The 14,130-nt window shown below is 71.5% G+C and carries 8 protein-coding genes; 3 read left to right on the top strand and 5 right to left on the bottom strand.

Annotation, left to right across the window (positions count from 1 at the left end; all coding sequences use genetic code 11):
• Positions 1–71 precede the first annotated feature (71 nt).
• From recC to recD, 3 genes are read left to right on the top strand one after another with little or no spacing between them, the layout of a single operon-like run.
• Complete coding sequence (gene recC, locus AC1DCJ_RS16840) at positions 72–3,419, top strand: exodeoxyribonuclease V subunit gamma (RefSeq protein WP_478071448.1); 3,348 nt, start codon at positions 72–74, stop codon at positions 3,417–3,419.
• Positions 3,416–7,069: an exodeoxyribonuclease V subunit beta gene (gene recB, locus AC1DCJ_RS16845; protein ID WP_478071449.1), complete on the top strand. Its 3,654-nt coding sequence runs from the start codon at positions 3,416–3,418 to the stop codon at positions 7,067–7,069. Before recC ends, recB begins: the two co-directional genes overlap by 4 nt.
• On the top strand, positions 7,066–8,979 hold the full coding sequence (recD, locus tag AC1DCJ_RS16850; protein ID WP_478071450.1) for an exodeoxyribonuclease V subunit alpha: 1,914 nt from the start codon (positions 7,066–7,068) through the stop codon (positions 8,977–8,979). The genes recB and recD overlap by 4 nt, the downstream gene beginning before the upstream one ends.
• Positions 8,980–8,992: 13 nt before the next feature.
• On the opposite strand, the gene AC1DCJ_RS16855 is transcribed toward recD, so the two are convergent.
• The 5 genes from AC1DCJ_RS16855 to AC1DCJ_RS16875 all read right to left on the bottom strand — a co-directional run bounded on the left by AC1DCJ_RS16855 (position 8,993) and on the right by AC1DCJ_RS16875 (position 14,094).
• Positions 8,993–9,388: a hypothetical protein gene (locus AC1DCJ_RS16855; RefSeq protein ID WP_478071451.1), complete on the bottom strand. Its 396-nt coding sequence runs from the start codon at positions 9,386–9,388 to the stop codon at positions 8,993–8,995.
• A gap of 84 nt (positions 9,389–9,472) precedes the next feature.
• Entirely contained in the window at positions 9,473–11,521 is a 2,049-nt protein-coding gene (locus AC1DCJ_RS16860) for an FUSC family protein (RefSeq protein WP_478071452.1), read from the bottom strand.
• 4 nt (positions 11,522–11,525) lie between these two features.
• Positions 11,526–12,983, bottom strand: a complete 1,458-nt coding sequence (locus AC1DCJ_RS16865; protein WP_478071453.1) for an efflux transporter outer membrane subunit — start codon at positions 12,981–12,983, stop codon at positions 11,526–11,528.
• A complete protein-coding gene (locus tag AC1DCJ_RS16870) occupies positions 12,980–13,888 on the bottom strand; it encodes an efflux RND transporter periplasmic adaptor subunit (protein ID WP_038691609.1) in 909 nt (302 codons plus the stop codon). The genes AC1DCJ_RS16865 and AC1DCJ_RS16870 overlap by 4 nt, the downstream gene beginning before the upstream one ends.
• Positions 13,885–14,094 (bottom strand): DUF1656 domain-containing protein, encoded by a 210-nt coding sequence (locus AC1DCJ_RS16875; protein ID WP_017354740.1) that lies wholly within the window; start codon positions 14,092–14,094, stop codon positions 13,885–13,887. The genes AC1DCJ_RS16870 and AC1DCJ_RS16875 overlap by 4 nt, the downstream gene beginning before the upstream one ends.
• Between the last annotated feature and the right edge of the window lie 36 nt (positions 14,095–14,130).

Here is a 14,130-nt window from a genome sequence, read left to right on the forward strand (position 1 = left end):
GGCGGGTTTTTCATGCGGATCCGACCCCGGCCACCCTCGTGATCGCGCGGCCGCTGCGGCACACTGGCGCGATGACTGATGCTGCGTCCGATTTCCGTCTGTACCACTCCAACTCACTCGACGTGCTGGCTGCGCTGCTGGCCACGGCCGTGCGTGAGCCGGTGCCGGGCCAGTCCGTGCTGGTGCCGGAGGTGGTGCTGATCCCGCAGGTGGCGATGCGGCGCTGGCTGCAGTCCACCCTGGCGGTCGAGTATGGCATTGCCGCCAACCTGGAATTCCTCACCCCGGGCGAGTTCGTCGCCCGTGCGCTCAACGCCAACGTGCCGGGCGAGCATGACGACCTCACCGCGGCGGCGCTGCGCTGGAAACTGTATGCCGCGCTGACCGACCCGGCGGTGCTGGCGCAGGCCCCGATGCAGGCGCTGCAGGCCTACCTGTCGGCGGCCGACCCGCTCAAGCCGTGGGCGTTGGCCGGCGAGCTGGCGGCGGTGTACGAGAAGTACCAGGCCTGGCGTCGCGACTGGCTGCTGCGCTGGGAGGCCGGGGCCGACGCGCAGGACCCGCAGGCCATCCTGTGGCGGCACATCGCCAGTGGCCACCAGTACCGGGCGCGCCGCATCGATGCCTACCTGTCGCGCTTCGAAGGCCCGGGCCGGCCATTGCCGCAGGGCCTGCCGGCGCGGGTGTTCGCCTTCGCCACGCTCAACATCTCCCCCGACGTGCTGCGGGTGATGGCCACCCAGGCCCGGGTGGGCACGATGCACTTCTACCTGCCCACGCCCACCCAGGCCTACTGGGGCGACCTGCAGACGCTCGGCGAGAAGCTGCGCAGCGGCGCGCCGGACCCGTTCGGCGACGCGGCCGGCGAGAACCGCCTGCTGCAGGCCTGGGGCGCGGCCGGCCGCGACTTCATGGCGGTGCTGGGCAGTTATGAAGTGGTGCACCCGTCGGGCGAGATCGCCGCGTACGACGATCCCGAAGACGACGCGCGCCCGGACATGGACGCCGGCGGACTGTCCGACAGCCTGCTGCACCGGCTGCAGCGCGACCTGTTCCATCGTCGCGGCCAGCCGGCCGGCGCGCGCCGCGAGGGGCTGCGCCACGACGACCCCAGCCTGCAGGTGCACGCCTGCCACACCCGCCTGCGCGAGTTGCAGGTGCTGCACGACCAGCTGCGCGCGCTGTTGCAGGACCCCCGCTTCGATCCGCCGCTGCAGGCCCGCGACATCGCGGTGCTGGCCCCGGACATCGATCCCTACGTGCCTTACCTGGAAGCGGTGTTCGGCGGGCGCAGCGGCGGCGAGGACCATATTCCCTACGCGCTGGCCGACACCAGCCCGCTGGCCGGCGAACCGCTGGCCGACGTGTTCGTGCACCTGCTGGGCCTGCCGGTGTCGCGCTTCGGCTTGAACGAAGTGCTGGACCTGCTGGCCAGCGCGCCGCTGGCCGAGGCGGCCGGGCTGGATGCGGCCGCCTTTGATCGCCTGCACGACTGGCTGCAGGCCGCCGGCGCGCGCTGGGGCCTGGATGCCCAGCACCGCCACCAGCACCAGGCCCCGCGCGACGATGCCTTTACCTGGCAGTTCGCGCTGGACCGGCTGCTGCTGGGTCATGCCAGTGGCAGCGACGGCGATATCGCCGGGGTGGCGCCCTGGCCGGAACTGGAAGGCAGCGCGCTCGACGCGCTGGATCGCCTGCTGGGCCTGCTGCGGGTGCTGGCCCGCTACCAGCGCGTGCTGGGCGAGGCGATGCCGCCGGCGCACTGGCGCCAGCGCCTGCTGGCGTTGCTCGACGCGCTGCTGCCGGTTCCCCCGCAGGCAGCCAGCAGCCAGCGTGCGCTGGAGCGCCTGCGCAAGCTGATCAACGAATTCGCCCGCGACGCCCATCAGGCCCAGTTCCAGGGCGAGGTGGCCCCGGAAGTGGTGCGCGCGCATTTCGCCGGCGTACTGGCCGAAGCGGACACCCGCGCGCCGCTGCTCACCGGCGGGATCAGTTTCGGCCGCATGGTGCCGATGCGCCTGCTGCCGTTCCGGGTGATCTGCGTGCTGGGCCTCAACGACGGCGATTTCCCGCGCCGCGATCCGGCCGCCGGGCTCAACCAGCTCACCGCCGAACTGGGTACCGACAAGCGCCGCTACGGCGACCGCTCGCTGCGCGAGGATGACCGCTTCCTGTTCCTGCAGCTGTTCGCCTCGGCGCAGGACGTGTTCTACCTGAGCTACCTGGGCGCCGATCCGCGCGATGGCAGCGTGCGCGAGCCCTCGGTGCTGGTCAGTGAACTGATCGACGCGGCGGCCGAGTACCACCAGGTACCGGCCACCGCTGCCCGCCAGCTCACCGTGCGCCACGCGCTGCAGCCGTTCGCGCCGGCCGCGTTCGGCGGCGGCGACGAGCCGCGCCGCTTCAGCTATCGCCAGCAGTGGCATCCGGCCGCGGGATCGCTGGGCGGGCGGCGACGTCCGCTGGGCGCGTGGTTCGACCAGCCGTTGCCGCCAGCCGACACGCTGCCGGGCGAGACCGAACTCAGCCTGGATGCGCTGCGCCGCTTCCTGACCGATCCGGCCAGCCAGTTCCTGTCGCAACGGCTGGGCCTGCGCCTGCCCGACGACCTGGCCGACGCCGACGACGTGGAGCCACTGGTGATGGCCGCGCGCGGCACCGACACCCTGCGGCTGCAACAGGCAGTGATCGACGCCACCCTGGGCCAGGACGAGGCGCCGCTGTATCCGCGGCTGCGCGCACGTGCGCTGCTGCCGTCCGGTGCGTTGGGCGAGCGCCAGTTCGAGGCGCTGCAGGGACAGACCCGCCCCTACGCGCAGGCGTTGGCGCAGTGGCAGGCCGGCAGCGTGGCCGACAGCCGCCGGCATGAGGTGGATATCGATGGCGTGCGCCTGCACGGGCGCATCAACGACGTGCATGCGCAGGGGATCGTGCGCCTGCGCCCGGGGCCGCTCAACGGCCGCGCCGCGATCCGCAACGGCCTGGACTGGCTGCTGGCCAACGCTGCCGGCGACACGCTGCCGCTGGTGCAGTTCCACGACAGTGGCGAGGATGGCCTGGGCCCGCATGTGCTGCCGCCGCTGCCGCCCGAACAGGCGCAGCAGGTGCTGCGCCGGCTGCTGCAGCTGCGCAACGAGGGGCTGCGCGCGCCGCTGTTGTATGCGCCGTCCACCGGTTGGGCGCTGTATACCGCCCTGCCTGCCAAGCGCGAGGCCGAGGGTCGTGCGCGGTGGTATGGCAGTGACCGCAGCTGGGCTGAATCCAGTGGTGCGGGCTACCAGCTTGCGCTGCGCGGCCACGATCCCTTCGCCAGCGCCGACAGTTACCGGCAGCTGCTGCACAACAGCTTCGTGGTGTTCACCGCGGTGCGCGAAGGCCGGGTGTTTGCCGGCTTCGACGAACAAGGCGCCGCACGATGACCGCCCCCGACCTGCTTCATGACCCCTACCTCGCGCTGCCGCTGGACGGCGTGCGCCTGATCGAGGCCAGTGCCGGTACCGGCAAGACCTTCACCCTGGCCACGCTGTTCACCCGGCTGGTGGTGGAAAAAGGCTGGCGCATCGGCCAGATCCTGGCGGTGACCTTCACCGATGCGGCCACCCAGGAACTGCGCAAGCGCATCCGCGAACGCCTGGCCCTGGCCGCGCAGCTGGTGGAACGCGCGCCGAGCGAGGATGACAGCCCCGAGGTGGTGCTGACCCGGTGGATCCTGCAGCGCCAGCTGGCGCTGGGCGAGGAAACCCCTGCCGCGCTGGCGCGCCGGCTGCAGACCGCCGCCGATGAAATCGACCTGGCCTCCATCTTCACCATCCATGGCTTCTGCACCCGGGTGCTGCGCGAGCATGCGCTGGAAAGTGGCCACACCTTCGACCCGCCCGCACTGCTGCCCAGCGAACGCGCGCTGCACGACGAACTGGCCGCCGACCTGTGGCGGGTCCACGCCAACGATGCGACCACCGTCGATGCGCTGACCCGCCTGTGGTCGTCGCCGGAGGCGCTGGCGGGCGACCTGGCCACGCTGATCAAGCCGTTGCCGTTGTTGCCGCCGGTGCCCGCTGTGGAGAACGAGGATCCGCGCCCGGCGCATGCGCTGGCCGCGCGCCAGTTCGCCGAGGCCTACCGCCAGCACGGCGACGCCTTCCTGGGCGAGGTCTGTGCCGCGGTCGAGACCAAGGTGCTCAATGGCACCAGCTACAAGCTGGCCTGGCTGGAGCCGCTGAGCGTGCAGCTGCACCGCTGGGCCGGGGCGGGCGATCCGGGCGCGCCGCTGGACGCCGACCCGGAGCGGCTACGCCGGCTTACCCCCGAAGAACTCAGCGCGCGCACCAACAAGGCGCACGCCGGCAAGGCGCCGCACTCGCCGCTGCAGCACGCGCTGGCGCTGTACCTGGCTGCCACCGATGCGCTGGCGCAGTGGCAGCGCGGCCAGGCCATCGCCTTCCTGCACGCCCTGCGAGACCAGGCCCGGGCACGCCTGGCCGAGCTCAAGCGGATCGGCCGGGTACAGACCTATGACGACCTGATCGATGGCGTTGCCGACGCGCTCGACGGGCCGCATCGCGCCGTGCTCGTGCAACAGCTGCGCGCGCAGTACGCGATCGCGCTGGTGGACGAATTCCAGGACACCGATGACCGCCAGTGGAGCATCTTCCAGCGCGTGTTCGGCGATTCGGAGGAAACCCGCGCGGCGGGCCTGGCCCCGGCCCTGTTCCTGATCGGCGACCCGAAGCAGGCGATTTACGGGTTCCGCGGCGGCGACATCCACACCTACCTCAAGGCCAAGCACCAGGCTGATCCCGCGCCGCCGCTGGACCGCAACTTCCGCTCGCGGCCGGCCGTGCTGCAGGCCATCCAGGCGCTGTATGCCAACGCCGGCGACACCGCCTTCCTGGAAGCAGACATCCGCTTCGAGCCGGTGCATCCGGGCAGCACCCGGCTGGATACCGACTTCCTGCGCGACGGCATGCCGGCGCCCGGCCTGACCCTGCGCCTGCTGGACAACCCCGAGGGTGGCGCGCTCAAGGCCGATGCCTCGCGGCAACAGGCCAGCGATGCCTGCGTGGCCGCCATCCACCAGTTGCTCAGCGAGGCCCGCCAAGGCCGCGCGCTGCTGCGCGGGCAGCCGCTGCAGCCCGGTGACATCGCCGTGCTGGTGCGCTCGCACAAGGAAGCCACGCGCATCCAGCAGGCGTTGAGCGCGGTGGGCATTCCGGCTGTCGCCGCCGGCAAGCAGAGCCTGTATGCCACGGCCGAGGCGCAGGACCTGCGCGTGCTGTTGCTGGCCCTGCTGCAGCCAGCCGACGAAGGCCGCCTGCGCGCGGCGTTGTCCACCGTGCTGCTGGGCGAAGATGCCGCCGCCATCGATGCGCTGGAGCGCGAGGGCGACGCACAGCGCAGCTTCCAGGTCCGCCTGCTGCTGTGGCGCGAACGCTGGCAGCGCGGTGGTCCGTTCGCGGTGATTGCCGACCTGTGCGCCGAGCACGCCGAGCGCCTGCTCGGCCTGATCGACGGCGAACGCCGCCTCACCAACTACCTGCAGCTGGGCGAACTGCTGCAGCAGGCCGCTGCGCAGACGCTGGGCATGCACGGCTTGCTGGACTGGCTGCAGGTGCAGATGGCCCACGCCGACCAGAACGACGAGGCGCAGCTGCTGCGGCTGGAGTCGGACGCGCGCCGGGTGCAGATCATCACCCTGCACAAGAGCAAAGGCCTGGAGTACCCGCTGGTGTTCCTGCCGTTCGTGGGCATCGGCGGCAGCGCGCCCAATACCGACACCCATTGCACCGTGCACGCCAACGCGCGCCGCGAGCTGCACTGGAAACTGGACAAGGACGAGGCCTGGAGCGCGGCCAGCACCCGCAGCGCGCAGGAACAGGAGGCCGAAGACGCGCGCCTGTTGTACGTGGGCCTGACCCGCGCCGAGCACGCGCTGTGGATCGCCGCGGGCGACCTGGCCGGCGCCGCGAAAACCCGGCTGGCCCCGATGCTGTCCGACTTGGAGGCGCTGCGCGCGCATCCGGACATCGCCGTGATCCAGGCCCCGCTGGAACCGCGCCCGGCGCAGCTGGCCAGCGAACGCGACGGCGACCTGCCAGCGGTGCGCGCGCTGACCCGGCGCATCCCGCACGACTGGTGGGTATACAGCTTCACCCAGCTGGCGCATGCCGATGCCGGCCACGACACCGATGCGGCCGCCACCGAAGTGCCGGCCCCCGCCGCCGACGAACCCAGCGGCGAGGATCTCACCCTGGACACCACGCAGGCCGTGCCGCTCCGCGACGACGAGGTCGACCCCCGCTTCATGGGCAGCCGCTTCGGCAACGTGCTGCACGACGCGCTGGAGAACACCGACTTCGCGCGCTGGGCGCACTGGCAGGCCGGGCAACCGGCGCCGGATGACGAGGCGGACGTGCTGCGTACCTCGCTGGGTGAGGAAGGCTATGCCGACGAAGACCTCGACGATGGCGTGGCGGTGCTGACCGCCCTGGTCGGCCAGACCCTGACCGCGCCACTGCCCGAAGGCGGCGCGCTGCACGACCTGCCGGCCACCGACCGGCGGGCGGAGATCGAGTTCCACTTCGCCATGCAGCCCACCGCCGTGCCGTTGCTGCTCGACCTGCTGCACGCGCATGGGCTGGTCCGCGAACGGCGCGGCTTCGGCACGCGGCGCAAGCTGGAGGGCCTGATGACCGGCAAGATCGATCTCACCTACGTGCGCGGCGATCGCTGGTACGTGCTCGACTACAAATCCAACCGGTTGCCCGGCTACGACCCGGTGCGGCTGCAGGGCGCCATGCAGCACAGCGAATACGACCTGCAGGCGTTGATCTACACCGTGGCGCTGCACCGCTGGCTGCGCTTCCGCCTGGGCGCACGGTACGACTACGCGCGCGACATGGGCGGCATCCGCTACCTGTTCTGCCGTGGCCTGGATGCCTCGCGCGCCGATAGCCCCGGCGTGTATGCGCACCGCTTCGACCCGGTCCTGGTGGATGCACTGGATGCCTTGTTCGCCGGTGGCGAGCACGCCCAGGCGCGCATGGCGGCCCGCGCGCGGGGTGAAGCATGAGCCTGCTGGCGGCACTGAAGAACAGCGGCGCGCTGCGCACCCTCGACCACGCGCTGGCGCAGAGCCTGCGCCGGTTACGCCCGGACACGCCCGATACGGTGCTGGCCGCGGCCGCACTGGCCTCGCTGGCCGTGTCGCAGGGGCATGCCGGGCTGGACCTGCATCAGCCGCAGCGGTTGGTCGAGATGGACACCCCCTGGCCCGACGCCGACACCTGGCGCGAGCAGCTGCAGGCCTCGCCGTGGGTGGACGTGCCCGACACCGACGGCGCCCCGGCGACCGACGTCCCGCTGGTACTGGAAAACGGCCTGCTCTACCTGCGCCGCTACCGCGAGTACGAGCGCCGCCTGGCCGATGGCCTGCAGCGCATCGCCACGCATGCATCGGGGCAGGCCGATCCGGCCGCGCTGGCAACGCTGTTCGCGCAGCTGTTCCCGCAGGCGCGCGAAGGCATCGACCACCAGGCGCGCGCGGCGGGCGTGGCACTGCGCCATCCGCTGGTGCTGGTCACCGGCGGGCCGGGCACCGGCAAGACCACCACCATCGCGCGGCTGTTGGTGCTGCTGGCGGCCCAGGCCGTGCAGGCCGACCAGCCGTTGCCGCGGGTGGCGCTGGCCGCGCCTACCGGCCGCGCCGCCGAACGCATGGCCGAAAGCCTGCGCCTGGCTGTGCAGCGGCTGCGCCTGCTCGGCATCGCCCCGGCACTGTGCGACGCCATGCCCAGCACCGGGACCACCCTGCACCGGCTGCTCGGGGTGATCCCCGATTCGCCGCGCTTCCGTCACCACGGCGACAACCCGTTGCCGTTCGACGTGGTGGTGGTGGACGAAGCGTCGATGATCGACCTGCCGCTGATGACCAAGCTGGTGGAAGCGATCGCCGCCGGCACCCGGCTGGTGTTGCTGGGCGACCCGGACCAGTTGCCGTCGGTGGAAGCGGGCGATGTGCTCAGTGCGATCCTGCGTGCCAGCGGCGATGGCCTGGGCACCCAGGCCGACGATCACGCCGCGCTGCACACGTTGCTGGCCCCGGCCGCGTTGCAGCCGCTGGCGGCGTCCACGCGGTTCGGTGGTCGAAGGGTGCAGTTGCAGCGCGGCTATCGCCAGACCGATGCGTTGGACCTGGCACCGCTGGCGCATGCCGTGCGCGAAGGCGACCCTGCCACCGCACTGGCCCTGCTGCGGGGCGGCCAGCTGGCCGGCGTGCACTTCCACGAAGACCAGGTCGATCCGTTCCAGCAGCACCGCGATCACCTGCTGTCGCACTGGCGCGGACTCGGCGATGCCGTCGACCCGGGCCAGGCATTGGCCAACGCCGGTCGCATCCGCCTGCTCACCGCCGTGCGCGAAGGTCCGCAAGGCGCGCGCGGGCTCAACGCGCGCATCGAAGCGCTGCTGGCCGGCGTGCCACGCGCGGGCATGGCGCCGGGCTACTTCCACGGACGGTTGCTGCTGGTCACCGAGAACAGCTACCGCCACCGCCTGTTCAACGGCGATATCGGCATCTGCCTGGCCGACCGCCACGGTGCGGTCACCGCCTGGTTCCCCGGCGACACGCCCGATCAACCCCGCGGCTTCCATCCGGGCGCGTTGCCCGCGCACGAAAGCGCGTTCGCGATGACCGTGCACAAGGCGCAGGGGTCCGAATTCGATGAGGTCTGGTTGCAGCTACCGTGGCGCGACAACCGGGTGCTGTCGCGCGAGCTGCTCTATACCGGCATGACCCGCGCACGCCAGTCACTGCATGTGCTGGGCAGCGCGCCGGTACTGGAGGCCGCATTGAAGCGGCATGCCAGCCGCGTGTCCGGGCTGGCGATGCGGCTGGCGGGCAACACGGCTGCATCCGGTGATGCAGCCGTGGCCGAACCTGCGGTGCAGGCGCCGACGCCGGCCCAGGGCCAGCTGTTCTAGCGCCGCGCCGGGCTTACTCGGGAACTACCACGGTGCCGTCGGGGAACACGATGGCGCCGTCGCCGCTGACATCGAAGAAGCCGAGCTGGTGCTTGTTGGCCAGCACCTGCACCAGGCCATGCGCGGTCTCGGCCACCGAATGGGCGAACGAGGCATAGATCACGTGCTTGCCGACGCTGTAGTCGGTCACTTCGGGACGGTCGTCTTCGTCATCGGCCAGCGGGCCGTTCATCGGCGGGAAGTGCTCCACCATCTCGGCGAACCACGCCTGCAGCGCCGGCACCGACACGGCCGGATCGTTGTAGTCGTGTTCCTCGCTCCACTCGGTCTGCGCGTCGTACCACTCCAGGAAGGCCGCCGCATCGCGCGGGGCCACGGCCGGGTCGAACACCATCAGGTCGTAACTCATCCAGGATCACCTTGTTCCATGCAGAAATGCAGGGGTCAGGATAGCGTTGATCGGCGCGGGCTGGCGTGCCCGCACCCGGCCGGTTCAGCGCGGCGCGGGCAGGCCGGGCTGTGCGGCAGCGGGGCTGTCCACCACCGGCGCGTCCGGGAACAGCGCGAAACGCAGCCCCATCACGCCCATCAGCGCTTCATCGCGGGCCTTGCCGGCGTCCACGGTCTGCACCCGCCGCAGCGAGGCCTCCAGCTTGGCCTGCAACCCGGCCGGGGCCGGCAGCGGCCGGCGCTGGGCCACCTGCGCGCGGTAGTGCGCGGCCACTTCGTCCAGGATCGCCTCGATCGCCTCCACGCTGGTCGGCGGCAGCCCATGCCGGGCGCGCCGCAACTGCAGGATGTTCAGCCCGATGCGCGCTTCGGTGAGCATGTCCACCGAGGCGATGTCGCTGCCTTCGGGGGTGGCCGCCAGCCGCGGCGCCAGCAGGCCCAGCAGGTCCAGCATGCGCGCGGCGAACTGCTGGCGGTCCTGCTGGCCACGGCCCTGCGCGGCGTCGGCCAGCGTGGTCCAGCCCTGGCGGACCAGCCGGCGCGCGGTCCATTCGGCGCCCACCGAGCGGAACAGCCGGGTCATCACCACCGCAAAGCCGATCCCGATGAACATCGCCACCGAGGAATTGATGAAGCTCTGGATGTTGGCGTTGTAGGTGTTCTGCACGTTCAGCAGCGCCACCAGGTTGACCATCAGCGGCAGCCCGATCAACGCGTTCTTCGGCGTGTGCAGCAGCAGCCCCACCGGCAGGAACACCACCGCCAGCACCAGCGCCAGGCTGCCGAAGTCGTGCACGGCGGGGAACACGCCGAACAGGTACACGCCGGCCACCACGCTGGCCACGATGGCCCACAGCAGGAAGGACAGCATGCTCGGCGCCGGATCGTCCTGCGCGGCGAAGAACGCGGCGGCCACCGCGGCCATCATCGCGCCGTTGCCACCGCCTTCCCAGCCGAGCGTGATCCACAGCGCGCAGTAGGTCATCAACGCCACCCCGGCGCTGGCCGCCGAGAACAGCGCCATGCCGTAATCCACGTGGCGGGCATCGGCGCTGCGCGTGGTGCGGATCCGGTAGTGGGCGGTATCGCGCGGCGCGTCGCCGTCCTCGATCGCCGCCTGCAGGGTGGTGCAGTCCTGCCACAGGTCCACCAGCTCTTCCAACCGCAGCAGCAGCGTCACCAGCAGCAGGTGGTCCAGCTCGCCATCCACGGTCGGCTTCAGCGCCAGGATGCGCGCGCGCAGCGCAGCGTACTCAGTGGCCGTGGAGCGGCCGGGCGTGTCCAGCCACGCGGCAATGTCGGCCACCAGTGGTTCCAGCCCGGGCGGCAGCGCGCGTCCGCCCGCGCGCAGGGCGCCCAGCCGGTCGGCAATGGACGACAGCACCGGCAGCATCAGCAGCATGCGTTCGCGCAGCCGCTGCATCGACACCGCCGCACCGGCATGGCGCGGGTCGTCGCGGCGCAGGAACTCGATCAGTGCCTCGAACTGCACCAGGTCGGCCGCCAGCCGGTTGCGCGGGGCGTGCGCCTGGCCACGCAGCAGGATCTGCCGGCACCACTGCGCCGCATCGCCCATCCAGTTGCCGATCCGCGCGCGCAGCATCGGCTGCACCGAGGTCGGGAAGAACAGCGAGGCGAACAGCACCGCCACCACCGTGCCCAGGATGATCTCCTCGCTGCGTGCCACCACCGTGTCGAAGATGGTGTCCGGCGAGGTCACCGCCGGGAAGCCGATGAACGCGGTGGTGTAACCGGCCAGCAGGAACGCGTAGCCGCGCGGGCCGCGGTTGAGCAGGGCGATGAACAGGCAGGCCGACAACCACAGCGACATCGCCGCGCTGAGCAGGAACGGGGTTTCCACCAGGTGCGGCAGCATCCACAGCGTGGCCGCCCCGGCGATGATCGTGCCCAGGATGCGGTACACGCCCTTGGCGCGGGTGGGGCCGAGCATCGGCTGGGTCACGATGTACACGGTGGCCATCGCCCAGTACGGGCGCGACAGGTTGCCGGCCAGGCCGATGTACAGCGCGGCCAGCGCGGCCAGGAAGGTCTTGACCGAAAACAGCCACGCCTGGCGGTCCAGCAGCAGCATGGGGTTACCTCGTGGCCGTGCGCGGGGCCACGGCGTCGGCATTCCAGCCGCCGCCGAGCGCCAGGAACAGCTGGATCTGGTCGCGCGATACCTGCGCCTGCGCGTCGGCCAGGGTGGCATCGGCCGACACCAGCGTGCGGTCGGCATCCAGGCTGGACAGGTACGGGGTGCGCCCGCCCTGGTACAGGCGGCGGTTCTGGCTGGCCGCCAGCGCGGCCTGCTGCTGGGCCAGCTGCAGCGACTGCAAGCGCTGCAGGTCCTGCGCATAGCGGCTCAGCGCGGTCTGGGTTTCGCGCAGCGCCTGCAGCACGCTGTGGTCGAACTCGGCCAGCGCCGCGTCGGCCCCGGCCTCGGTGGCGTGGATGCGTGCATGCGTGCCTGAGGACGGCAGCGTCCAGGAGATCAGCGGGCCGAGCGACCACTGCTGGGTCAGCGGCTGGCCGAAATCCTCGAGCAGGCCGGCCGCGCCGACCGACGCCCCCAGGCGGATGTCCGGGTACAGCTCGGCGGTGGCCACGCCGATGCGCGCGGTGGCGGCGGCCAGCCGGCGTTCGGCCTGGCGCACGTCCGGGCGGCGCGCCAGCAGCGCACGGCCATCACCCACCGGCAGCGGCTGGGCCAGGGTCGGGGCCTGGCTGCAGTCGGCCACGCCGTCGGGCAGTTGCCCCGGCGTGCGGCCGAGCAGGGCGGCCAGCTGGTATTCGGCGGCCTGGCGGTGCGCGTGCAGCGGCGGCAGCGCGGCCTGCAGCATCGCCACCTGGGCGTTGGCGCGGGCCAGCTCCGGCGGAGTGCCACGGCCGGCGTTGATCAGCCGCTGGGTCACCTCGCGGCTGCGCTGCTGCAGCTGCAGCGAGTGCTCGGCCACGTGCAGCTCATGGTTGGCGTGGCAGATCTCCACGTAGCTGCCGGCCACCTGGGCCACCAGCGACACGCGGGCCAGGTCGAGCGCGGCGGCCACGCTTTGTTCGTCGGCGTGCGCGGCCTCGGAGGCGCGCTTGAGCTTGCCGAACAGGTCGAACTGGTAGGACACCGCGAACTTACCGTCGGCCAGGTTGATCGGCGGCAGTTCGTGTTCCAGCAGGAACGACTCGGCCGACAGCTGCGCGCGGCTCACCCCGGCGTCGGCCTCGTACTCGAAGCCACCGGCGTCCAGCGCTTGTTCGTAGACCGCGGCGGCGCGGCGCAGGTTGGCATCGGCCACCTTCAGTTCCACGTTGTCGCGCAGCGCCTGCTGCACCAGTGCGTTGAGGGTGTCGTCCTGGTACAGCTCCCACCAGCGCGCGGGCAGTTCGGCGCCGGCGGCCACCTGCGGGTTGCCGGTGTCGATGAAGGCGGCATTGGCCTCCGGCCGCTGGAACGCCGACCCTGCAGGCACGGCGTAGTCCGGCCCCACGGTCGTGCACGCCGCCAGCGTGGTCAGCGCCAGCCCCAGTGCGATGCGGTGCAGGGCAGGGCGGCTCACAACGCCGCCTGTGCCGGTCGTGCCGGCGTCGGCTGGGCCGCATCGGGCTGGATGGTGACGGTGGCGGTGCGCCCGGCAATCAGGTTCACGCCGGCCGGGAGGTGGTCGATATGGATGCGCACCGGGATGCGCTGGGCCAGCCGCACCCAGTCGAAGGCCGGGGTCACGTTGGGCAGCAGGCTGCTGCCCTCGCTGCGGTAGCGGTCCTCGATGCCGGCGGCGATGCTCTGCACGTGGCCCTGCAGCGGCTGCGCCTCGCCCATCAGGCGGATGTCCACCTTCTGCCCGGCATGCACGCCGCGCAGGCGGGTTTCCTCGAAGTAGCCATCGACCCGGAACGAGCCGGTATCGAGCACCGCGATGACCGGGCGCCCGGCCGTGACGTAGTCGCCGACGCGCACGGTGCGGTCGTTGACGTGGCCGTCGCTGGGGCTGCGCACTTCGGTGCGGGCCAGGTTGAGCTTGGCCAGGTCCACGGCGGCCTGCGCGGTGGCCATCGAGGCCTGCGCGGCCTGCAGCTTGGCCCGGCGCACCTCGGCGTCCTCGGCGGCCACCAGGTCGGACAGGCTGCGGTCGCGGGCGATCTCGCGGCGCAGCTGCTCCAGCGTGGCACGGCGTTCGCCGAGTGCGGCCTGGGCCTGTTCCAGCGCGATCTGGTAACGGGCGCGGTCCACCACGAACAGCACCTGCCCGCGCGTGACCGGCTGGTTGTCGGCCACCTTCACCGCCTCCACCAGCCCGGACACGTCCGGCGCCACCTGCACCACGTCGGCGCTGACGTGCGCATCGCGCGTCCACGGCTCGTCCATGTAGTACGCCCACAGGTGGCGCAGCACCAGCACGGCGGCGAGCACCGCCACGACGGTCAACACGACCGGGAATGTCTGCTTGAGGATCTTGTTCACGATTGCATCCAACGCATCAGGGAAAACAACCCGCCGAGCACGATCACGTACACGGCCAGGTTGAACAGGGCGGGGTGCCAGATGTGGCGGTAGGCGCCGGTGCGCTGCAGGACCAGGCGCAGCCCGCTCTTGAGCAGGTAGGCCAGCAGCATCAGCCCGAGCAGGGTCGGGACGAACACACCATAGAGACTGAATTCACCGTACATCGAGGCAAAGGTTCACTGGAGAAAGGTAGGCGACGA

The sequence above is a fragment of the Stenotrophomonas sp. 10N36 genome (assembly GCF_056395005.1).